The sequence below is a fragment of the Dyella sp. A6 genome, from assembly GCF_036320485.1.
Classification (GTDB): Bacteria; Pseudomonadota; Gammaproteobacteria; order Xanthomonadales; family Rhodanobacteraceae; genus Rhodanobacter_A; species Rhodanobacter_A aluminiiresistens.
On record NZ_CP132911.1, the window covers coordinates 1693334 to 1714002 of the forward strand.

General features: G+C 62.5%; 20 protein-coding genes and 1 pseudogene. 10 read left to right on the forward strand and 11 right to left on the reverse strand.

Translation table 11 applies throughout. The annotated features are described in order from the left end of the window. Positions 1–84: 84 nt before the first annotated feature. The 10 genes from RA164_RS07380 to RA164_RS07425 all read right to left on the reverse strand — a co-directional run bounded on the left by RA164_RS07380 (position 85) and on the right by RA164_RS07425 (position 9424). A complete protein-coding gene (locus tag RA164_RS07380) occupies positions 85–876 on the reverse strand; it encodes a hypothetical protein (protein ID WP_329743305.1) in 792 nt (263 codons plus the stop codon). A gap of 32 nt (positions 877–908) precedes the next feature. Then, positions 909–3374 carry a VirB4 family type IV secretion/conjugal transfer ATPase gene (locus RA164_RS07385; RefSeq protein ID WP_329743306.1) on the reverse strand — a complete coding sequence of 822 codons (2466 nt, stop codon included), beginning with the start codon at positions 3372–3374 and terminating at the stop codon, positions 909–911. 51 nt (positions 3375–3425) lie between these two features. Continuing rightward, a complete protein-coding gene (locus tag RA164_RS07390; RefSeq protein WP_329743307.1) occupies positions 3426–3731 on the reverse strand; it encodes a VirB3 family type IV secretion system protein in 306 nt (101 codons plus the stop codon). Next, positions 3724–4158 carry a TrbC/VirB2 family protein gene (locus tag RA164_RS07395; RefSeq protein WP_329743308.1) on the reverse strand — a complete coding sequence of 145 codons (435 nt, stop codon included), beginning with the start codon at positions 4156–4158 and terminating at the stop codon, positions 3724–3726. Before RA164_RS07395 ends, RA164_RS07390 begins: the two co-directional genes overlap by 8 nt. A 157-nt stretch (positions 4159–4315) precedes the next feature. Continuing rightward, positions 4316–5113 (reverse strand): lytic transglycosylase domain-containing protein, encoded by a 798-nt coding sequence (locus RA164_RS07400; RefSeq protein WP_412731075.1) that lies wholly within the window; start codon positions 5111–5113, stop codon positions 4316–4318. Positions 5114–5201: 88 nt separating this feature from the next. Next, positions 5202–6245 carry a P-type DNA transfer ATPase VirB11 gene (virB11, locus tag RA164_RS07405; RefSeq protein WP_329743310.1) on the reverse strand — a complete coding sequence of 348 codons (1044 nt, stop codon included), beginning with the start codon at positions 6243–6245 and terminating at the stop codon, positions 5202–5204. Between the two features lie 46 nt (positions 6246–6291). Further along, entirely contained in the window at positions 6292–7467 is a 1176-nt protein-coding gene (locus RA164_RS07410) for a TrbI/VirB10 family protein (protein WP_329743311.1), read from the reverse strand. After that, positions 7464–8231 carry a TrbG/VirB9 family P-type conjugative transfer protein gene (locus RA164_RS07415; RefSeq protein ID WP_329743312.1) on the reverse strand — a complete coding sequence of 256 codons (768 nt, stop codon included), beginning with the start codon at positions 8229–8231 and terminating at the stop codon, positions 7464–7466. Before RA164_RS07415 ends, RA164_RS07410 begins: the two co-directional genes overlap by 4 nt. Next, entirely contained in the window at positions 8228–9115 is an 888-nt protein-coding gene (locus RA164_RS07420; RefSeq protein WP_329743313.1) for a VirB8 family type IV secretion system protein, read from the reverse strand. The genes RA164_RS07415 and RA164_RS07420 overlap by 4 nt, the downstream gene beginning before the upstream one ends. A gap of 3 nt (positions 9116–9118) precedes the next feature. Next, on the reverse strand, positions 9119–9424 hold the full coding sequence (locus tag RA164_RS07425) for a hypothetical protein (protein ID WP_329743314.1): 306 nt from the start codon (positions 9422–9424) through the stop codon (positions 9119–9121). 708 nt (positions 9425–10132) lie between these two features. Between RA164_RS07425 and RA164_RS07430 the strand changes: the two genes are divergently transcribed. Further along, a complete protein-coding gene (locus RA164_RS07430; RefSeq protein ID WP_329743315.1) occupies positions 10133–11947 on the forward strand; it encodes an amidase in 1815 nt (604 codons plus the stop codon). Positions 11948–12020: 73 nt separating this feature from the next. On the opposite strand, the gene RA164_RS07435 is transcribed toward RA164_RS07430, so the two are convergent. Next, complete coding sequence (locus tag RA164_RS07435; RefSeq protein ID WP_329743316.1) at positions 12021–12572, reverse strand: peroxiredoxin; 552 nt, start codon at positions 12570–12572, stop codon at positions 12021–12023. Between the two features lie 382 nt (positions 12573–12954). Here RA164_RS07435 and RA164_RS07440 point away from each other — a divergent pair, with 382 nt between their 5' ends. The 9 genes and pseudogenes from RA164_RS07440 to RA164_RS07475 all read left to right on the forward strand — a co-directional run bounded on the left by RA164_RS07440 (position 12955) and on the right by RA164_RS07475 (position 20414). Continuing rightward, the gene (locus tag RA164_RS07440; protein WP_329743317.1) at positions 12955–13773 is read left to right on the forward strand and encodes a CDP-diacylglycerol diphosphatase; all 819 of its coding nucleotides are present in this window, start codon (positions 12955–12957) and stop codon (positions 13771–13773) included. Positions 13774–14095: 322 nt separating this feature from the next. After that, positions 14096–14605, forward strand: a complete 510-nt coding sequence (locus RA164_RS07445; protein ID WP_329743318.1) for a molybdopterin synthase catalytic subunit — start codon at positions 14096–14098, stop codon at positions 14603–14605. 102 nt (positions 14606–14707) lie between these two features. Continuing rightward, the gene (locus RA164_RS07450) at positions 14708–15574 is read left to right on the forward strand and encodes an extracellular solute-binding protein (RefSeq protein ID WP_329743319.1); all 867 of its coding nucleotides are present in this window, start codon (positions 14708–14710) and stop codon (positions 15572–15574) included. Positions 15575–15588: 14 nt separating this feature from the next. Continuing rightward, positions 15589–16353, forward strand: a complete 765-nt coding sequence (locus tag RA164_RS07455) for an ABC transporter permease subunit (protein ID WP_329743320.1) — start codon at positions 15589–15591, stop codon at positions 16351–16353. After that, a complete protein-coding gene (locus RA164_RS07460; protein WP_329743321.1) occupies positions 16353–17354 on the forward strand; it encodes an ABC transporter ATP-binding protein in 1002 nt (333 codons plus the stop codon). The genes RA164_RS07455 and RA164_RS07460 overlap by 1 nt, the downstream gene beginning before the upstream one ends. A gap of 91 nt (positions 17355–17445) precedes the next feature. Continuing rightward, positions 17446–18609, forward strand: coding sequence for a molybdopterin-synthase adenylyltransferase MoeB (gene moeB / locus RA164_RS07465; protein WP_329743504.1), 1164 nt, complete (start codon positions 17446–17448; stop codon positions 18607–18609). Positions 18610–18708: 99 nt separating this feature from the next. Then, a pseudogene (locus RA164_RS16580) lies at positions 18709–18900 on the forward strand (XdhC family protein); the annotation flags it as partial. 15 nt (positions 18901–18915) lie between these two features. Further along, positions 18916–19794 (forward strand): XdhC family protein, encoded by an 879-nt coding sequence (locus RA164_RS07470; protein ID WP_412731093.1) that lies wholly within the window; start codon positions 18916–18918, stop codon positions 19792–19794. After that, positions 19794–20414, forward strand: a complete 621-nt coding sequence (locus RA164_RS07475; protein ID WP_329743323.1) for a nucleotidyltransferase family protein — start codon at positions 19794–19796, stop codon at positions 20412–20414. Before RA164_RS07470 ends, RA164_RS07475 begins: the two co-directional genes overlap by 1 nt. Positions 20415–20669 lie beyond the last annotated feature (255 nt).

The window sequence follows — 20669 nt, forward strand, 5'->3', positions numbered from 1 at the left end:
CTCCAATACATCTGACTTGTCCTTGCTGACACTTCGTTCTGGCGGATTCGATTCGACGCGGTCATGGACCGAATCTGTGCAGTGTTACTGAATATTCGATATGGCCGTCTGGAACGTGACGTTGGGCAAGGCGCTATCGAGCATGGAACCGTTGCCGCCGTTCAAGGCGATATTGGCAAGCATCGACTGCTGGTCTTCCAGCGTGCGGATGATGGCGTCGTCGGCCTGCATCTGGGCTTGCCAGTTGGCCATCTGGGTGTTGAGTGCGCTGCTGTAGACCTGGGCTTGGTTGTTGGCCCTTCCCGAGTCGGCCATGGTGTCGATGGATTGTCCGGTCTGTTGTACCTGCTGGAACGTATTGCTGTACTTGTTCACCTGGTCGAGCATGTCGACGGTCTTGTTGTATTTGTCGATTTTGGTCAAGACGATCTTTGCGCAGATCTGCTGCTGGCTTTGGGTAATCGACTGATTGGCGATGGAGCCGAGACTGTTGAGTACGCTGCCAAGCAACCCGCCCGAGGAGCCTCCTGCGCAGTTGGCCTGGACGAGACTGTTGGGGTCGCTGATGGGCGTCAGCTGGTTCGGGGTGAGTGACATGCCTATGTTCAGCCCCTTGATGCTGGAAAGCATTTGCGAATACTGCTGAAGCTGGGTGGTGTATTGCTGGATCTGCTTCTGGTATTGCTCCACGGTCTTGGCGAGCTGTGTGGCGAAGCCCAATTTGTTGTTGGCGATGTTGCCGGCATCGACGACAGCCCACTGCGCCCACGAGGTCGTGGCATACATGGTCAAGGCAAGCGTCAGGGCTACGTACAGCTTCAGGCGGCGCGGGCGCAGTGTGCCTTGGGTCCTAGTTGGATGGGTGGCGTCATGCATGGTGTATTTCTCCATAGTCGCGGTTGGCCAGGTCAGTGTCCGGCTACGTGCGTGTTTGATGTCGTTGTCCTCACGGGCGCCGGCTTCCCACTCCCTTTGCGGTTTTCGTAGAAATTGGACAGCCATTCTTCGGGCTTGAGCTCGTCCATGGAGACGCTCAATGTCCGGGCGCGTTCGCGCAGAACGCGATGCATGATGTCGATGTTGTCGGTGGATGCCGAAATGACGGAGAGCGCGTCGTCCATGCCGCGCAGGTTGAGCTGGCATACCGACGACGCATGCCCTTGCTTGACGAGAAAACAGCGCGAGCGTTCGTCCAGGCTGACAATGACCTGGTATTCCGCTTCGGTAAGCTTGAGCCCGTCGATGTAATCGTCACGGCTGGCGTTGGGATTGGGCAGAAGGATCATGGTGGCCGTCTGCTCGATGAGGGCCGCGGCGATGTCACTCGCAAGAGCATCCTCCGGACTCTGCGTTGCGAAGATGCCCAGGCCATTCTGCTTGCGGATGGTCTTCTGCTTGTTTTTCGCGAACTCCTTCAGGCCGCCCTTGCCATCGAGAATTTTCCAGAACTCATCCATCACGTAGATGAGCGGCCGTCCGTCGATCAGTGCTTCCAGGCGGTGGATCAGGTAGTTGATGACCGGTGCGCGTACTTCCGAGTTCTCGATTAGTTCGGTGTAGTCGAACCCGATGATGTTTGCCTTCTCCAGGTCGATCGTGTCGACCGGGTTGTCGAAGACCCAGCCCAGCGAATTGCCTGCGGTCCATTTGCGCAGTCGCATGAACAAACCGTCGTCGCCCATGTTGGGAAGGCTTTTCTGGAAGTTGGTCAGTGTCCGCAAGCGCATGGGCGTGTCGAGAATGGCTTCCACGGCCCGGAAGATGTCATCTTCTTCACGTGCGCTGTAGACACTTTTGCCAGCCAGCACCTTGACCAGTTCAGCCAGAAACTGCACGTTGGCCTCTGTGCTCTCGCACTGGAACGGGTTGAAACCCGTGGGCTGGCCGTTTTCCAGGGCCAGGTAGTTGCCGCCACAAGCGCGCACGAAAATCTCGGCACCGCGATCCTTGTCGAAGAAGAAGATGGTGGGCGAGGGCTTGAGCTTCTGCACCTGGCTGAGCAGGAAGTTGATCAGCGCGGTCTTGCCGGTGCCGGATTTGCCGATCACCATGGTGTTGGCGATGGCCTTTTCGCCGAGCGAATTTTCGGCCGGGTGCGTCGCATGGAAATTGAAGTAGTAGGGCTGACCATTGGTGGTCTGTAGTGTCGTGACACAGTCACCCCAGGGATTGTTCTCCTTCTTGCCGGTAGCGAAGTTGTGCAGCGGAGAAAGCCCAAGAAAGTTAAGCGAACTGACATTGGCCAGCCGTGTGCGGAACTTCCAGTTTCCGGGTAGCTGCGAGTAGAAAGATGCGGTGACGGCCAGGTCCTCCTTCACCGAGACGAAGCCTGCATTCGAGAGTTCGGCGCGGGTGGTGGCTATCTGCTGGGCGAGTGCGGCCTGGCTTGCCGCATAGACTGCGATGGTGAAGTGGTATTCGCCCAGTACGAAATTGCCGGAGGCAAGCTCGTCCATGGCCTGATCCAGTTCGGCGATCTGGCTGAAGGCCTTGTCGCCCGAGGAGATCATCATGCCTTTCGTGCGCTCAAGGGCTTTCAGCGCGTCGTGTCGCCCCATCGGGCTGAACGAATGGGTGATGACGTATTCGAGGTCGAGATACTTCAAACCGTTGAGGATGCCGGGATAGGTGCCATCGGTGTATTCCTTGATGTTGAGGATGGCGCCGAAGTGGTTGGTCCCGTCGGGGGAGGTGAGCACGTAGTCGCCACTCTTTTTCGAGAACCGGTGCTTGCTGACTGGGAGATAGCTGTAGACCGGCGCATCGAGAACCGGTACCGATTCGTCGATACGGTTGACCAGATAGCCGAAGAACTCGAGTGTCTCGGAGAACACGATGCCGTTTTCGGCTTCGTACATGCCAAGACGGTAAGGCGCATAATCCTTCAGCACGGCCTCTACATTGCCTGCCAGTTCCTGCACTTTCTCGACTGCCTGGTTCTGCTCGGCCTCGAGGCGTCCGATATCAGCCGATTTTTCGACCAGACGCTTTCCGCCCACGATAGGGCGGTAGATCATGGTCAGATAAAGCTCGTTCTGCATGATCTTCTGCGTGGACAAGGCCTGGAAGTAGGTGTCCGACAACTGCTGGTTGAACGCCTGATCGAAATGGCTGTGCTCCTTGACACGGCGTCTCCTGCGTACGTCATGAACCCAGAACGCGACATTGACGAAATCGGGCGCCCGCAAGGTCTGAAGCATGCGGTTGAAGGTATTGTGGCGATGCTCGATATCCCACTCCTCGCGACCCACGAAAGGCAGCCCGCCGAGACGCCAGACCAGCAGGAAATCGCCACCGGTCGTCTTCAAGACCGTTGGTGAAACGTGCGTCGAGATGGGAATGAATTCGCTGATCGGAGTGTCCGGGTTGAACATGTGCAATACCGGTTGGGTTTATGTCATGACCTGCACATGGCAGGTGCTTTGTTATTTGCCGTTGCGATGCCCTCGATAGCTGTTGGGCGTGAACACCCACATGCCATCGTTTTCCCGCAGGTTCCGAACGCGTGTACGGAACTGCATGCGGAGGCCGAGCAACCTGAAGATCATTTCGTCGCGCTTCGCCATCTGCCGCATGACAAAGATCACGACCGGAAGCAGCAGCAGAAAGAAGAGATTGAAATACAGCGCCAGCAGCATGCACGCGCCCGCTCCCATGAAAAACGGTACGTAAGGCACGCCCATGAACATGGGCGGGCGCGTACAGCCACGGAATAGCGCGTTCTTATGCATAGTGAATCAGCAGGTGTCGAGCCAAATCCGCATAGTTGTTGATGAAGTGGGTCACCATGGTCGTCGGAGCCGAACAGGCGCTGCTGCCCGCGCTGTTGCTTAGGAACATCTTGGCGATCTGGCCGGCTGCCCCGATCAGAATGGCGCCGATCAACACAGGTGCCACCTCGCTGATACGCGCGTGGGCGAAGGCAACTTTGTAGCCGGTGAAGATGATGGCGATGGTTACGACAATGATCGAAACGGCATTCAATACGGTGTCGACATTGTTGAAAAAACCGCAGGTCGTGGTAGCCGTATCGCTGGCTGTCTGGGCCAGTGCCATGCCAGGGATAAGCAGCAGAACAAGCATTGCTCGCCATGCAAATGCGACCGAGGATTGGCTCGACTGATGCTTGGATGTGCTGGAGATAATGTTCGGCGTCATCTTGATGGATTCCTTTCGGTAGGCGGTAGAAGCAAGGGAGTCGCCCTTCGGCGAATACCTTGGAGTTGCATCCTGCTCAGTGGCGTGTGTCGAGTCGTGTGATTTCTGGGGTTTCCTGTGCCCGATGCCGTGCATGGCCGCACTAGACGAGCGAGCCTCAGAAAACAAAGGCGCTGTCCCTCCCCTCGGCTGGATGATCGATATGTTTGGACGGCTTTTCGTGCTTGGGTTGCATGGTCGAGCCGAATGATGTGCCGGATACCGTCACGCGCGGAACGAAGGGTCCCTGCGCGTCAGGCTTTGCGTTGACAGGGGGCGGGGAGAGCGGTTTCGTTTGCGCTTTGCCGGTTGCCGTGACTGATGCCTGCTGCCGAGGTGCTGGGGGCGCCAGGGTGGGAGTGCTTTTCGCGTAACCCTCGACGAGGGTATCGGTCAGGGTGTCGAGTGCCATGCTGCGTATCGCAATACGGTAGGCCGAGCTGCCCGCGTGTGGCATGGGTCGGGCCCTGTTGGCGATGACTGCAGTCTGTCGCAACGGAATAGCCTGAGCCGGCGGGCGAGTATCGGCGGCGGCAAGACCACGGCGAATGGACTCATAGACTTTGCGCACGTAACCGTCATGGAAACCGGTTGCGAAGTTGCCCGAGTAATAGCAACTGAATGCCTTGCCCCAGTCTTGATCGGACCGGGCATAACACTGGTACAGGATGCGCGACCCGACGGCCATGTTCAGACAAGGGTCGAAGACCTGGCTGAGTGAATTCAAGCCATAGCGCGCGAGATTGGCACGATTGATCTGGGTGATTCCAAGGGAATAGTTGTAACCCCTGGACTCCAGCATGCGGACTGTTGCCTCGGCTTCGCCAAGACTCGTTGGTTGATGGGCAAGTCGGGCACCGACGACGCCGATCGCAAAGGGGTTGCCACTCGATTCGACATTGATGAGATGGCTCATTACCTGGGCCGGGACCTCCAGGTTCGGACAGCTTGTCGGTGGTATGGCGGGTAACATCAGTCAGCCTCTTTGGTCTTGCGTCGACACATCAGGACTTGCCGTCTGCATGTTGCCGGGCGGGGTCGAAATCGATTCCTGTGATGTAGCGCTGTCCTTGGTGTGCCTTGATGTGAACGACCACGTCTATGGTCATCATCAGCAGTCGCTTGATGGTGTCGAAATCGAGACCGGCACCTTCGGTCGATGCCTTGACCATCAGGGCTAGCTGATCCCAGGTCTGCCAGGTGCTTCCGGCATGGCAACTGGTGATGGAACCAGGGTGTCCCGAGGCGCAATTGCGGATGAAGTAGAACGACTCGTCGCCGCGAAGTTCGGCAAGAATGATGCGGTCCGGCTTCATGCGAAGACAGGCTTCCATGCAGCTTTTCGCCGTGACATTGCTGGTGCTCTGTCCGCCTTTGGAATACAGCAGGTGAACGACGTTCGGCTGCTCGATGAAAAGCTCCCGGGCATCCTCAATGGTGATTAGACGCTCTTCAGCGGGAATGTGGCGGACCAGCGATTTCATGAACGTGGTCTTTCCACTTCCGGTAGAGCCTGATACGACAATGTTCTTCTTGTGGACGACGGCCATCCTGAAGAAGTCGGCGTATTTGCGGTCGGACTTCAGTGCGACCAGTTCACGGTCATGTACGCTTATTGCGTGTGTGTCCTCGACAATCTGGTCGAAGAATCCGTCTGTCTCGTATTGCGCCAACGTACGGGTATGCCGGGAGGGCAGGCGGATCGTGATCGACACGTTCCCGGCCTCGCAAGCCGGCGGGATCACGAACTGGGCGCGCTGGCCGGTCGGGAAGGTGAGGGACACGACCGGGTCGGCATCAGTGATGCGTTGTCCGGTATTGCTTTCGTTCACGACGGCGGTGCAGAAATGCCGCGCACGTTCGAAGGTCAGGTCGGGAACATCCACACGTGTCCATCCGCTGCGGGTTTCGAGATAAAGCTCACCCGGTCGGTTGATGCAGATTTCGGTGACATCCGGCGATGTCATGAATTCGCGCACGCCCAATACCTCGTACTGGTAGTCGAGGAATTCGTTGGAGATTTCGGTGCTGGCGGTTGCTTCGTCCATGATCCGTGGTTTCTTCGTGAGTTCCTGTCCTGTCAAAGCCGGCCTTTCAAAGTCTCGACGCCACGCTGCTGAAATCGACGTCGCGAGCGACGTAAATATCAACGATGGTTCCCTGGTTGATGGTTATCGTGACTGGACGGTTGGCTGACCGGCGAACCGCTTGTCCGGCGAGGTCCTGAAGCGTCTGCGCGGTTCGACTCTGGAAGGGTGTCTGGACAACCACGCCATTGGATATGCTCGCGGTCGATGGGCCATGCTTTGCAGCCTCATAGGCGAAGCCATCGCTAAGCATGCTGATCAGCAAGGCCGCACTTATCCGGCTCCCCCAGTGCGAATCCACATAGCCCGGGTATCCCGCTCCACCCAGCGGGTCGATACCCGGACTTTGCATGTCTATGTTGATGCCGCCCGGGGTAATGATGCGATCCCACAGTACGGCGACACGCGAGCCGTTCGGCACGTTCTGGTACTTGCCAAGCACCTTCGAGCCCTTCGGCAACAGCAGCGTGTGTCCGTCGAAGGAGTAGATGGGCTCTGTCACCACACACGAGGTGAAGCCGGGTATGTCTGTGATAATGCGGGTTTCCAGCACGCATCGGATATACGTTCCTCGGACCAGCAACGTTTCGGGATCCTTGAGTAGATGTGCCTGCGACGGTTTGTCGACAGCGATGGTTGCATCGCTTCCCGGTAGACCAAGGCCTGCCGTGGCATTCTGGATGGGATTTTCGATCCCGGATTGCCCGTTGCTGTCCATGGCACGACGCTGCAGCAGCGACATGGTCCGGCTGCCGGAACCGTCCCGTCGCGCGGGAAGGGGCGGCACCGTTGGCACGGTGGGAAGAACAGGAATGGCGTTTGCCTGAACCGGATGGATGACGGGGCTCGGAAGCGGTGGTGGGACCGGTGGTGCCGACGGAATGACCAGCGTTTCGGATCGAGGCTTTGGCGGGATGCTGTGATGCGTGGCGCTTTTGATGAGCCAGAAGCCGAGCAGCAGAAGCAGTGCAACCACAACGGCCAGGAAATAGAGTGCGCGTCGATTCATACGCGCAAGTTCGGCTGATTTCAGAACGGGCGCGCCTGCATCCAGGTCTGGTTCCTGCTCCTGTTGATGCCGGTTGGAGTAGGGGTTGTCTGCCAGCGGATCTTGATTTCCCTGGCTGGCTGCATGACCGGCGTCGTGCTCGCTTCCGTTCGGTGGTGTCGTGTTCGTGCTCACGGTGCTGTGTTCCTTCTCAGACCCACGACATCGTCGCCATGGCGTATGACCAGATACGGATATGTCCCGTGGACGATGATCGTGTTGCCCTTCACCGTCGTATTCACGACCTCATCGCTTCCACCCACGTGTTCACGCATGTAGACAGCCGGAAAATTCCCGGTCGGGAACTGCTTCATGTCGCTCATCTTGATGTAGGTGAAGCGACCGTCGTCGTAGACGTTGACTGGTATCAGCCATGCTGCCTTGGTGTCGCGTGTCGCGTAGTCGTAGCTGAAGTTGTAGGAACGACCCTTGACCAGATGGGTATTGAGTTCGGAGGGCTTGGCAACCTTGTTCGAGGCATCCGAAAAGACAGCATTGGCAGGGTAGGTAAAAGTGATCTTGTACTGGACGCCCGCACGCTTGGCCTGCTCCAGCGACTTCCAGTCGGTAGCGACAACCTTCAGTTCGAAGATATAGGCATGGGTTGCCGTGCGGATCATCATGTCGGTATCCACATCGACGTTCCGCGGCTTGATATAGAAGACGTTCGCCCTGCGCGTCAGGTTCCAGCCAGCACTGAAACCGGTGCTGTAATCGAGAACCTTTTCGCTTGGGCTGAGCACGATCTGGGTCGTGATACCGAGCCCTGTGCGTACCTCGTAGATGTGATCCGGTATGTATTGGTATTGCTGAACTGCCTGAGCCGACGCTGCAGGCGGAATGATGGACGATGATGCACCAACCGCACCAAGCAGCAGAAGGAAAGATGCCCGCTTCATTGGCGTTGCTCCGTGCCGCTTACGGTATTCGTTGCATCTCTAGGAGCACCTGTTTCCTGTGTAACCGATGAGTCAACGGATGATGGATGGCTCGTATCGCCGGACGATGGAGAGGCGGGAGGCTCCGCCAATGGCGTAGCCTCATGAGGCGCCGGTGGCGTCGTGTCGTAATCGTTGTCGACCCGGTAGGAGGTCACCTGGAAACCGAGCGGATTTTCTATCCTCGCCTGATCGCTCATCTGCAGGTCGGGCTTGTAGGCAAACATCATGGTGGCGATCTTGTTGTCGATGGGGTGAAGAGCCCCACTGGCCTCATCGTAGAGACTGCGCTGAAACCGCACGGTCGCTCCCTTGGGCGTCCGGTTCGGCCCGGATCCCATCAGAACGATGCTGAGAATCTTGATGCGTATCGCACGCTTTCGGCCGTATTTTTGGTATGGCCCATCGGGGTTCTGCGGAGATACCCAGCGACGATAGGCCATGGCCACACCGGGTGAAGCCATGGTCAGAACGGTCGACCAGTCATGCATGGCGATGGTCGACAGGTCATATGATTCACGCGCGAGAACGAAGTGCGCGACATTGCTTCGGTTGATCGCATCGTTGGTGGTGATGTGACGACTGGCAAAGTCGTTGGTGAGTCGTGCCAGTGAGCTGGTCCCGGTATAGGCGTCGGCCATGACGACATATGGCACCTTCTGCTTCAGTGGCAGCATGTAGAAGTAGCCGCCGATCAGTATCAGGGCGAGCATGATGGCGCTGAATGCCACGATCCATGCGCGCCGCTCGCTTCGCTTGGCGATATCCGCGATGGTCAATTCGAAATTGACGGATTTGGCCAGGGCCCGGTCGGTCTGCGTCGCTTCGATTTTGGGTTTGAGCATGGGTCAGGTTCCAGAGCGATCGTTCGATTGCGGGCCATGCCCATGGCCGACTTGCGGAATGGCGTGGTTTGATGCGGTGGGTGTCGGCTTGTTTGCCGGCTCGACCACGATCTGTCTTTCACCGATGGAGATACGCAGGTCTTCGGGGGCGTAGATGGCATTGAGCTGCGCAGCGGCCACATGGACTCGTGACGTATGGATACCCGAGACTGGTGCGTACAACGTGTAGTCGTACGGCAGGCGATAGGAAAGTGACATGTTCGTGTCTTTGGCCCAGCGGGTCAGCATGTTCTTGAGTGTGCTGTCCATGGGCGTCGCAAAGTAGACGTATGGCCGCCCTAGTGGAATCGCCGTAGGCGATGACGGGTAACGATTTACCGGTCTCCACGTGCCGCCGAAATTCTTGGCTGGTGGGGTGCCGCATCCAGCCAGTGCGAATGCGACCAAAAGCACACAGGTCAGGCGGCAAAAGCGCGAAAAAGATGACCGTTTCAGGGGAGGCTTAAGAGCACGTTCTTTGCGAACACTATGCGTAGTGCGGCATTGGGAATATTCCTGATTCACCAATATGACTCCCTGTCCCCTTGTTACCGGTATTTCTGACCCGTATGCATGAAATTCACCGGGCTTCGCTTGTGCCGGCGAAGACTGGTCATGGCATCACGACGGATGTCTACACGGCGGAGTCAGGTTACTTATTTCAGTGAGTTTGCTCATGTAGGCGTATTCCCTGATTCGGAAGCATGAATACCTACTTTTGATGTACGTCGCTGTCGACGAACACGTCATCGAAAGCGGAGTCTCGGGATCGACAGCTTTCGCGTCCGTTCAATGTCGTTGTCCCGGATGGCCTAGCTCCCGGGAAGGTGCAGACAAGACCGAGGCGCCACCCACACCGCTGGCACGCCCGTCCCCGAACCTTGTTTAATAGGCCCATGGCAACCGCCGGGGTCTTGCAGGCGGTTGCGTCGGTTTCGACAGCAACGCGCTTCGGGGGCGAAGCGCATGGGGAGAACCATGAAGACTCGTCGTGATTTCCTGACCCAGGCGCCGCTTGGCCTGCTGGGTGCGGTGGTGGCCGGTAGTGCGGTGGCACAGACAGCGGGGGAGAATCCACCCCAGGCTGCGCCACCACCGGGTTCACCGGGCACGTTTGATGCCGCGCCGCCGGTTGGTCCGAAGTTGACTACCGCTACGTTTGCCGAGGCCGAGAAGCTGGCGCAGGTGAGCATGACCGAGGCGCAGCGGCAGATGGCGGTGACCAGTTGGCCCACGTCGATGGCTGGCCTGCTGGAACGCCGCACCGGCCCGCGCAAGGTGGCATTGCATGAAGGGCTGGCCCCGGCCACTACCTGGTTTCCCGAGCTTGGGCGTGCGCATGTCGGCCCGTCGCGCGACCGCTTTCTGCCTGCGCCGGTGCCGGTGCGTGCCTTGCCTGCAAAGGACGACGACATCGCCTTTGCCAGTGTGGGCCAGCTTGGCCAGTGGATACGCACGCGCAAGCTCAGCTCGACCCGCCTGACGAAGATCTACCTGGAACGGCTGAAGCGTTTCGATGCGGAACTGCTGTGCGTGATCACGCTGTGCGAGGAACACGCGCTGGCGCAGGCGGCGCAGGCCGACAAGGAAATTGCCGCAGGCCATTACCGCGGTCCGCTGCATGGTATTCCGTGGGGTGCCAAGGACCTGCTGGACACGGCGGGCATCCGCACCACCTACGGCGCCGAGCCATTCCGTCACCGGGTGCCGAAGGACAATGCGGCGGTGGTGCGCAAGCTCGACCAGGCAGGCGCGGTGCTGGTGGCCAAGCTGAGCCTGGGTGCGCTGGCGCTCAACGACATCTGGTTTGGTGGCCAGACCAAAAACCCGTGGTTGCTGCAGGAAGGTTCGTCCGGTTCCAGTGCCGGTCCGGCATCGGCCACGGCGGCGGGCCTGGTGGCCTTTGCGGTGGGTAGCGAAACCCAGGGCAGCATCATCAGCCCGTGCATGCGTTGCGGCACCACCGGCCTGCGTCCGACCTACGGCCGCGTACCGCGCACCGGTGCCATGACACTGTGCTGGACGATGGACAAGCTGGGCCCGATCGCGCGCACGGTGGAAGACACCCTGCTGGTGCTGCATGCAATCAGCGGTGTGGACGCGGGCGACACGGCGAGCGTGCCGGCGCACCTGGATTACGACGCCGCCGCTTCGATCAAGGGCCTGAAGGTGGGTTATTTCCCTGCATGGATGAAGCAGGCCCCGGCAACCGAACTGGACCGCAAGGCGCTGGAGCAGTTGCGTGAACTGGGGTTGGTGCCCACCGAGGTGTCACTGCCGGACTGGCCGTACGACGACCTCAACCTGCTGCTGTTTGCCGAGTCCGCTGCCGCGTTCGAGGAGCTGACGTTGACCGGCGCAGCCGACCACATGCGGGTGCAGACGCCGGACGCCTGGCCGAACACGTTCCGCGAATCGCGCTTCCTGTCGGCGGTGGATTACGTGCAGGCCGACCGCATGCGCCGCCGCGTGGCGATGGAGATGGAGCGCGTGATGGGCGAGGTCGACCTGCTGCTGGTGCCGTCGCTGCGTGACGAGATGATGGTGATTTCCAACATGACCGGCCAGCCCTCGTTGACCCTGCGTACGGGTTTCGTGGAAGTGGACCAGATACGCAGCGACTGGGCACCGAATCCGCAGCATCCGCGACCGAAGCTGGCCAAGCCGCATCGCGTGCCTTACGGCGTCACGCTGATCGGACGGTTGTTCGACGAGGGGACGCTGGGGCGCGTTGGTGCCGCACTGGAAGCGAAGGTGGCTGTTGCCGGCGAACGGCCGCCGCGTTTTGCCTGACGTTTCGCCTGAAGCAAGGCGGCGTTGCCGCCGCCTTGCGTGACTGCCGTAGTGTGTGGGGTCGCTGCCGACCTCACATGCCGCCGGTCTTGTGCTCCAACGCCTCGACGGCCTTCAGCGTGTTCTCGATGTGCTTGTTCGGGCTCAGGTCGGAATAGCTGTAGGTGATCTTGCCGGAGGGTGCGATCACGTACGACGTGCGGTTGGACCAGCCCGGACGGATGAACAGGGTCGCGTCGTAGGTCTTGGCGATCTTGGCACCCTTGTCGGCAGCCACCGGGAATTTGCCGCTGCAGTACGCGGTCTCCTTCGAGAAGATGGCCAGCTGGTCGAGGTTGCCGGCGGTCACGCCGATCACCGTGGCATGCAGCGCCTTGAACTTGTCGATGGCCTGCGAGAACAGGTGCGCCTCGATATCGCAGCCGGCGGTGTGCGGAGCAGGGAAGAAGTACAGCACCACCGGGCCCTGCTTCAGTGCCTTGTCCAGGTTGAAGGTGAACGGGTGGCCGTCGAGGAAGGCCGGCGCGGTGAAATCGGGCGCTTGCGTGCCTGGCTTGAGGGCGGCATGGGCACTGGCCGTAACGCCAAGCAGGCCGACCAGCGCGATCGTGTAGATGGACTTCATGGTGATCCGGGCTCCATGGTCGAAAATTGGATCGTGCCCACCTTCCAGATGATGCTTCGCCTGGAGGCGTGCACGGCGCCGGCTTGGGATGCCCGCGTCGATCGTTGTACGCGACCGGCGTGGTTTCGGATGCGTCGTTCGCCGACTGGGAAGGCTGTGACTGCGGGTCCTGTGGCAGGGCTGTCCGTCGGCATGACGGGCAGTGGCTGCAACGGCGAACTATACACCGGCGACGAATCGTTTTTGGGGTGTTATAAGGTGATGCGTTTACGCATCCAGAGAGATGAGTTGCCGTATGACTCAGGCGTGGCACAACCCGGCATGCATGGTTGCAGCGGGACAGGGGGAAAGTGGTCGGCGGGTGCGTCGCGGCTCGTATCGCATGCGTCTCGCGATGGGCTTGGGGGTGCTGGCGGGTGCCGTCTCGCCGGTTTTTGCCGCAGGCATGCAGGCGTCGCCGCATGCATGGCATGAGCATGCACACCACAAGAAGCACAACCCCAACGTCCTGTGGCACCTGATCAGCAAGTGCAGGGCGTCGGCGCTCCGCGTGGGCTACCCGCCGCACCCCTGTGTCGAAGTGGACGACCCGATGCATCCGGCCGAAGGCTACGGCGTCCTGAAGGACCTGGCCGGCCGCTATCAGTATCTGGTCATGCCGCTGGCGCGCATCACCGGCATCGAGAGCCCGCTGTTGCTGGCGCCTGCAGCGCCGAATTACTTCGCCGATGCATGGCCTGCGCGCCTGTACGTGGAAGCGGCGCTGCATCACCGCGTGCCGCGTGATCAACTGGCGCTGGTGGTGAACTCCATCGATGGCCGTTCGCAGAACCAGCTGCATATCCATGTGGACTGCATCAAGCCCAGCGTGCACCAGGCGCTGCTGGACATGCGCGCCAGCCTGACCACGCAGTGGCAACCCCTGCCCAGGCCATTGCCGCCAAACGGACATCACTATGTGGCGCGCTGGGTCGACGGCGCGACGCTGTCGGTGAATCCGTTCAAGTCGTTGGCCGCGTCCCTGCCTGCGGGCGATCGCATGGCCCTGCACAGCCTGATCGCGGTGGGCGCGTATGCCGCCGACGGCAAGCCGGGCTTCATCCTGTTGAGTGGTCGAGTCAACAAGCGCACCGGCGACGTCGGCAGCGGTGACGAACTGCATGACCTGAGCTGCGCGATCGCTACGTCGCACGGGCATTGATGTCCACGATCAGCGGTCGCCTCGACACGCTCGGCACAAGGCTCGCCCCACGTGACGCCTGTGGTTCCTGATCCGGCGGCCGCGGCGATAAGATGCCCGGCAGGCGGCGGGCTTGTCCGGCCGTCGGATACCAACGCGGAACGGGACCGGTTGGCGGGCTGATGCATGCTGCGGATCATGTCCTCGACCAGACCATCCGACATGCCATCCGGTAGGCGGGAAAGCATGATGACTACCCCCATCGAGGTGTTCGCTGCACATGGCACGGCCGTACGCCGAGCCGTCGCGCGCGCGGCACGAATGGGGGCGACGGGAGACTGACGTGGAATCGTTGCATGTAGCCGTGGTGGAGCGCCGGGTGGCCCGGCTGGATGTGGCCGCCGCGCTGGATTTCGTCTCGGACCGCCGGTTCGGCGGCATCGCCACCTTCATCGGGCATGTGCGCGAGCACAATCTCGGGCGGGTGGTGACCGGTATCAGTTACGACCTGTTCGAGCCGCTGGCATTGCGCACCTTCCGCGCCATCTACGAGCGTGCGCTGGCCGAGGTCGGCGCGCCGCTGAAGCTGTATGTCGCCCATGCGAAGGGCGATCTGGGCATCGGCGACCCCGCGGTGGTCGTGGCCGCCGGCACGCCGCATCGCGACGAGGCATTCCGGGCCTGCCGCATGGCCATCGAGGCGGTGAAGCACGAGGCTCCGATCTGGAAACAGGAGCATTATGTGGACGGCGACAGCGCCTGGAGCGAAGGCTGTTCGCTTTGCGAGGAACAGCGTGAGAGCGAGCGCGCCGGTGCGGCCCATGGCGAGTCGGGTCTTGATCACCATCATTGAGGTTTCGGGTCGGGTGTCTGTCGTGGTTGCCGATCCCGGCGTTTGCGAGGTAAGGATGTGAGCCGGTCCAGTCGCTGGGTACGCTGTTGGATACCGCTTCTGTTGCTGCTGGGCGCGACGTCGCTGGCCCGCGACACGCCGGCCTTGCGGGTGGCCTATGCCGGCTCGATGGGCGTGGTGATGGATCAGGCATTGGGGCCAGCCTTCGCCAAGGCGCATCAGGCCAGCTATCAGGGCATGGGACAGGGTTCGTATGCGTTGGCGCGGCTGCTGGCGGGGCGGCGCCTTCAGGCCGATGTATTCGTGGGCGTCACGCCGGGGCCGATGCAGGTGCTGCGCCGGGCCGGCCTGTCGACCATGGCGGTGCCGGTGGCCAGTACGCGCATGGTGATCATCTACAACCCGGCCAGCCGCTTCGCCGCCGATTTCGCCGCCGCGGCACGGGGGGCCAAACCCTGGTACCAGGTGCTGCGTGAGCCCGGACTGCGGCTCGGACGGACCGACCCGGCGGTGGACCCGCAGGGTGCCAATGCCTTGCTGACACTGCAGTTGGCCGCCCGCTATTACCACCAGCCCGGGTTGCTGCACGAGCTGGCGGGGGCGCTGCAGAACCCGCGCCAGATCTTCACCGAGGCCTCGCTCATGTCGCGGCTGGAGGCCGGCCAGATCGATGCCGCCATCGGCTATGCCAGTGCCGCCCATTCGCACCACCTGCCGACGATCCGGTTGCCGGCCGAGATCGATCTGGCCGACCCCGCGATGCAGGCCGGCTGGTACGCACACGCGCAGCTGACCCTGGCGGACGGGAAGGTGCTCGCTGCGCAGCCGCTGGTGTTCTACGCCACCGTACCGGGCAATGCACGGCATCCGGCCCTGGGACATGACTTCGTGCAGCTGCTGCAGAGCGCTCAGGGCCAGGCGATGCTTCGCCAGCACGGTTACGGCCCTCCGCATGGCGGCGATCTGTGACACCTGCATCCGGCTTGCGGCGATGGCGTCTGCCATGGGTATCGCTGATCGCGGCTTTGGCGCTGGTCGTGCTGGCCACGCCGTTCGCCGGCCTGCTGTTTGCCACCGGCTGGCGTCACTTCGGGTTCGCTGCCGGCGATGGCGATGCGGTCGTGGTGTCGTTCGGCTACAGCCTGCTGGCGATGCTGCCGATCGTGCTGCTGGGAACGCCGCTGGCCTGGTGGCTGGCGCGGCATCGCATGCGCGGGCAATGGCTGATCGACGCGCTGCTGCTGTTGGCATTGCTGACCCCGCCACTGGCGCTGGGCCTGCTGCTGAGCAGTGTGTACGGGCCTTACGGATCGATCGGCGGCCTGCTCGAACATGCGGGCCTGCTGCTGACCAATTCGCCTGCTGCCTTCGTGATGGCGCAGTTCTACGCGGCGCTGCCGTATTACGTGGTGGCGGCGCGGGCCGCGTTCGAGGGCGTGCCGCGCGAGCTTGAACAGATCGCGCAGACGCTGGGGCATTCGCCCTGGCGCAGCTTCGTCCATGTCAGCCTGCCGCTGTCGCGGCTGGGGCTGGCGGCGGCGCTGGCACTGGCCTGGGTTCGTGCGCTGGGCGAGTTCGGCGTGGTGCTGATCGTGGCCTATTACCCGCAGGGCATTCCGGTGAAGCTGTGGGTCAACCTGCAGGACATCGGACTGCAGGCGGTCTATCCGTTGTTGTGGGTGTTCTTTCTGGTGGCGCTGCCGTTGCCGCTGGTGCTTGGCCTGGCCGTGCGCAGGCGGCTGGCCTGATGCGCATCGACTACCGCATCGAACGACCTGTCCGGCTGGAAGCCTGTTTCGACGTGCAGGGTTTCACGGTGCTGCTGGGCACCAGTGGCGAGGGCAAGTCGTTGTTGCTGCGTGCCATCGCCGGCCTTTTGCCGGCCGACGGCGAGCCGTTCGGCGGCCTGCCGGTGCAGCGTCGCGCCGTGGGCTACCTGCCGCAGGGGCATGCCTTGTTTCCGCATCTGCGCGCCTGGCAGAACGTGGCGTTTGCGTTGAGCGGGCCGCAGCGCCGCGCGCAGGCGATGAGCTGGCTGGAACGTGTCGGCATGGCGGACCTGGCCGAACACTGGCCGGCGATGCTGTCCGGTGGTCAGCAGCAGCGTGTGGCACTGGCACGGGCACTTGCCCGACAACCCCGCCTGCTGCTGCTGGATGAGCCGACCTCGGCGCTCGACCCCGCCACCCGCGACGAGGTGATCGCCGAGCTGATCGCCGAGGTGCACCAGCTCGGCATCCCTGCGCTGGCGGTCAGCCACGACCCCGAGCTGGCCAGTGTGGCGGACCGGCTGGTGTTGATGCACCGTCGTCGCATCGTGCAGATCGGCCCTCCGGACGAGGTGTACGCGCAGCCTGCCAGCGCGGCCGTCGCCCGCTTGCTGGGACTGCGCAACATCCAGCGCGGACGCATCATCGACGAGGACGGTGCGCGGTTGTTGCATTGGCCGGAAGCCAACGTGACCCTGCCGGTCGATACGGCATGGCCGGCGGGTACGCTGGTCGACTGGCACGTGGCGCCCACCGCCATCGGTGTGTTCGACGCGCATGCCGCGCCGACGGGGGCAGTGGCCGCCGTACCCGAGCTGCGGCAGATCAGTGCCCACGGCTGCTACTTCGGCCTACGCTGCGGGCAGGCGAGGGCATGGGTCCGGTTGCCGGTGGCGCAGCACATGCCCGCATCGCCCGCACTGGTCTTTCCGCCGTCCGCCATCCGCTGCTGGCCGGTCGAACCCGATCGGGCCGACTGACCCTTCCGCGCACAGACGCCTGGGCGCGCAGTTGGCACGTGGCCGCGTGTTTTCGCGACGCTGGCCGATGCGATTGTCCTACACTGCCGGCATGCCCATGCAGACCGATCGTGAGAGCTGGCTGGCCGCACTGCGCGCGTCCGTCCCGTGTGTCGAACCTTCACAAGCCCTGGCCCTGCAGGCGCAGGGCGCGCTGCTGATCGACGTCCGCGAGGATGGCGAACGTGCCGCCGGGTCGCCCGCGGGCGCGCTGGGACTGTCGCGCGGCTATCTCGAATTGCGCATCGAGGCGCTCGAACCCGATCGTCACCGTCCGCTGCTCGCGCTGTGCGGCAGCGGTACGCGGTCGTTGCTGGCGGCCGAAACACTGCAGCGGCTGGGTTACCGTTCCGTCCACTCGGTCGACGGGGGCTTCGAACGCTGGAAGGCGGAAGGGCTCCCGGTCACGCGGGGCGGGCTCGATGCGGATGCCGCCGAGCGCTACGCACGACAGCTGCGCCTGCCGCAGATCGGCGAAGCCGGCCAGGCCCAACTGGGGCGTGCCCGGGTAGCCTTGCTGGGTGCCGGTGGGCTGGGTTCGCCGGCGGCGCTCTACCTCGCGGCGGCCGGCATCGGCCACATCACCCTGATCGACGACGACCGCGTGGAGCGTTCCAACCTGCATCGTCAGGTCGTGCATGCCGAGGCGCGGGTTGGCATGCTCAAGACCGAATCCGCGCGCATGACGCTGGCGGCACTGAACCCGCGCGTGCATATCGATACGCGGGCCGAACGACTGCAGGCTGCCAATGTGGAAAGCCTGCTGGCAGGCCACGACGTGGTGATCGACGGCGCTGACAACTTCGCCGCGCGCTATCTGCTTGCCGCTGCATCGCGGCAGTTGGGCCTGCCGCTGGTGTATGGCGCGGTGGAACGCTTCAGCGGGCAGATCAGCGTGTTCGATCCGCGTCGTGCGGAGTCGCCGTGCTACCGCTGCCTTTTCCCCGAACTACCGGCGGCAGCCGATGCGCCGAACTGCAGCGAAGCGGGGGTGCTCGGCGTGCTGCCAGGTATCGTCGGGCTGCTGCAGGCCACCGAGACGATCAAGCTGCTGCTTGATGCCGGCACACCGCTGGTGGGGCGGTTGCTGTCCTTCGATGCGCTGGAGATGCGTTTCCGCGAGACGCGATTGTCGCGCGACCCCGAGTGCCCGGGCTGTGGTCCACAGGCGGTGTCTGCGGGCTATGCGGACACGGACGGCGCTTGTGCGACCTGAGCATGCGTCCGGTGGCGAACGATCGGGCGCGATCGTTCGCCGGCATGGCATGGTTCACTTCGAGCAGAATCAATTCGAGCACGATCACGGTGTTGTCTGATGAATGCTTCCGATGAACTCGACGCCTTGTTCGCTGCTTTCCGCGCGCTTCGCGAGGACGGTGGGCGCGCGGCGCTGATCACCCTTACGCGGACACGTGGCGCGACCTTTCGTCGGGTCGGCACGCGCATGCTGGTGCATGCCGACGGACGGGTCGTGTGCGAGCTGTCTGGCGGTTGCCCGCAACGCGACATCATGGGGCATGCCATGGAGGTCATCGACCATGGTGCACCGCGGGTCGTGCGGTACGACGATGCGTCGGGACTGGACGTGCTGATGGAGATGGGGTGCGGCGGCGAGCTGGAAGTGCACATCGAGCCACTGGACGGTTCGGCCGATTTTGCCTGCGTCGATGCGATGGCCCGGGGACTCGGGCAACGGCGAGCCGGCGTGGTGGCCACCGTCTTTGCCCGTGACGGAGAGGCATGCCGGGCCCGGCAAGCCCTGTGGCATGACGACGAACTGGTGCACGACGGGTTCGCCGATGCGGGCTTGCTGGAAGCGGTCGCGCGGCTGGCCAGGACGCCGCCTGCACGCCCCGCAAGCCATCTCGTCGAGACCGCGGCAGGTCGCTTTGATGTGCTGATCGAAACCCTTTCGCCACCGCTCGCACTGGCGGTGATCGGATACAGCACGGTGGCGCAGTCGCTGCTGCAGCAAGCTGAGGTGCTCGGCTGGTCGACGCTGCTGGTGGACTACGATGCCGAACGATTGCAGGGCCTCGCGTTGTCGGATGGTGTGCGCCGTGTCTGCGCGCAACCCGGCGCGCTCGCCGACGCGATGTCGCTGGATGCGGGCACCGCGGTTGTTGTGATGACCCACAACCTGCAGAAGGACATCGATTACGTCGCGGCATTGAACGCACAGCCGTTGGCTTATCTGGGCCTGCTCGGCGCACGCAAGCGGGTCCGCCGCGTGATCGAAGAGGCTGGTGTGCCGGAGCAGGGCATCCGGGGGCCGGCGGGACTCGACATCGGCTCGGAAAGCCCCGCCGAGATCGCGCTGGCGATCGTGGCCGAAATCCTGGCGGTCACGCGGCAACGGCAGGGCTTGCCGTTGCGCGAGCTGTCCGGAAGCATTCACTGATGGAAACCCCAGCGGGCACGCCGGCGATCGTGCTGCTCGCCGCTGGCGAAGGGCGCCGATTTGGCGGAGCCAAGCAATTGGCCGACTTCGATGGCGAACCGATGGTCCGGCGGGTCGCACGCGACTTGCTGGCGCTGGACTGTCCGCTGGTGGCCGTGATCGGTGCGCGGGCCGAACGGGTAGCCCCGGTCTTGCAGGACCTTCCGCTGGTCATCATCCGCAATGACAACTGGCAGAACGGCCTTGGAAGCTCGATTGCCTGCGGCGTACGGCATGTCGGACAGGCCCATGCGCATGCCAGCGGGGTGCTGCTGTGCCTGGCCGATCAGCCGATGGTCGGCGGCGATCACCTGCGACGCATGCTGGCTCGTCATCGTGACGTTCCGGACTGCTTGCTGGTGACCTGCCACGAGGATGTGTCGGGGCCGCCCGTGCTGTTCCCGCGTGACTGCATGCCGGAGCTTGCGGACCTGGACGGCCCGGTCGGTGCGCGCACGCTCATACAGCGGGAAGCGGCCCGGGTGGAGCGGTTCCATCTGGCCGAGCACCCGGATGTCGACACACCGGCCGACCTGGACCGGTTGCGCGCGTTGCTTGCGCCTGGCTCAACGGATCAGTGACCAGTACGCACCAATCGTTCAGACGGCCAGCTGATGCTTTCAAGGCCAGCTCGCTTGGTGCTATAAATTCAGGGCAATGGGCGCGTTTCTGCGTGGTGCCAGTGGCCACCAACGTATTCGAATGGAATGCCGACAGGGCTGCCTTCGATGAAAGCCGAACGAATGCCGAATCCAGTTCAGGCCGACCGTCTGACGCCACGGCCGCGGCTATGGTCGCGCATGGACGTCCACGCCTGTCCGTGCCGTGTCTATCCG

Coding starts and splice junctions, on each gene's coding strand:
- RA164_RS07380 (WP_329743305.1), bottom strand. CDS start 876: ATGCATGACGCCACCCATCCAACTAGGACCCAAGGCACACTGCGCCCG.
- RA164_RS07385 (WP_329743306.1), bottom strand. CDS start 3,374: ATGTTCAACCCGGACACTCCGATCAGCGAATTCATTCCCATCTCGACG.
- RA164_RS07390 (WP_329743307.1), bottom strand. CDS start 3,731: ATGCATAAGAACGCGCTATTCCGTGGCTGTACGCGCCCGCCCATGTTC.
- RA164_RS07395 (WP_329743308.1), bottom strand. CDS start 4,158: ATGACGCCGAACATTATCTCCAGCACATCCAAGCATCAGTCGAGCCAA.
- RA164_RS07400 (WP_412731075.1), bottom strand. CDS start 5,113: ATGAGCCATCTCATCAATGTCGAATCGAGTGGCAACCCCTTTGCGATC.
- virB11 (WP_329743310.1), bottom strand. CDS start 6,245: ATGGACGAAGCAACCGCCAGCACCGAAATCTCCAACGAATTCCTCGAC.
- RA164_RS07415 (WP_329743312.1), bottom strand. CDS start 8,231: ATGAAGCGGGCATCTTTCCTTCTGCTGCTTGGTGCGGTTGGTGCATCA.
- RA164_RS07420 (WP_329743313.1), bottom strand. CDS start 9,115: ATGCTCAAACCCAAAATCGAAGCGACGCAGACCGACCGGGCCCTGGCC.
- RA164_RS07425 (WP_329743314.1), bottom strand. CDS start 9,424: ATGGACAGCACACTCAAGAACATGCTGACCCGCTGGGCCAAAGACACG.
- RA164_RS07430 (WP_329743315.1), top strand. CDS start 10,133: ATGAAGACTCGTCGTGATTTCCTGACCCAGGCGCCGCTTGGCCTGCTG.
- RA164_RS07435 (WP_329743316.1), bottom strand. CDS start 12,572: ATGAAGTCCATCTACACGATCGCGCTGGTCGGCCTGCTTGGCGTTACG.
- RA164_RS07440 (WP_329743317.1), top strand. CDS start 12,955: ATGCGTCTCGCGATGGGCTTGGGGGTGCTGGCGGGTGCCGTCTCGCCG.
- RA164_RS07460 (WP_329743321.1), top strand. CDS start 16,353: ATGCGCATCGACTACCGCATCGAACGACCTGTCCGGCTGGAAGCCTGT.
- moeB (WP_329743504.1), top strand. CDS start 17,446: ATGCCCATGCAGACCGATCGTGAGAGCTGGCTGGCCGCACTGCGCGCG.
- RA164_RS07470 (WP_412731093.1), top strand. CDS start 18,916: ATGGAGGTCATCGACCATGGTGCACCGCGGGTCGTGCGGTACGACGAT.
- RA164_RS07475 (WP_329743323.1), top strand. CDS start 19,794: ATGGAAACCCCAGCGGGCACGCCGGCGATCGTGCTGCTCGCCGCTGGC.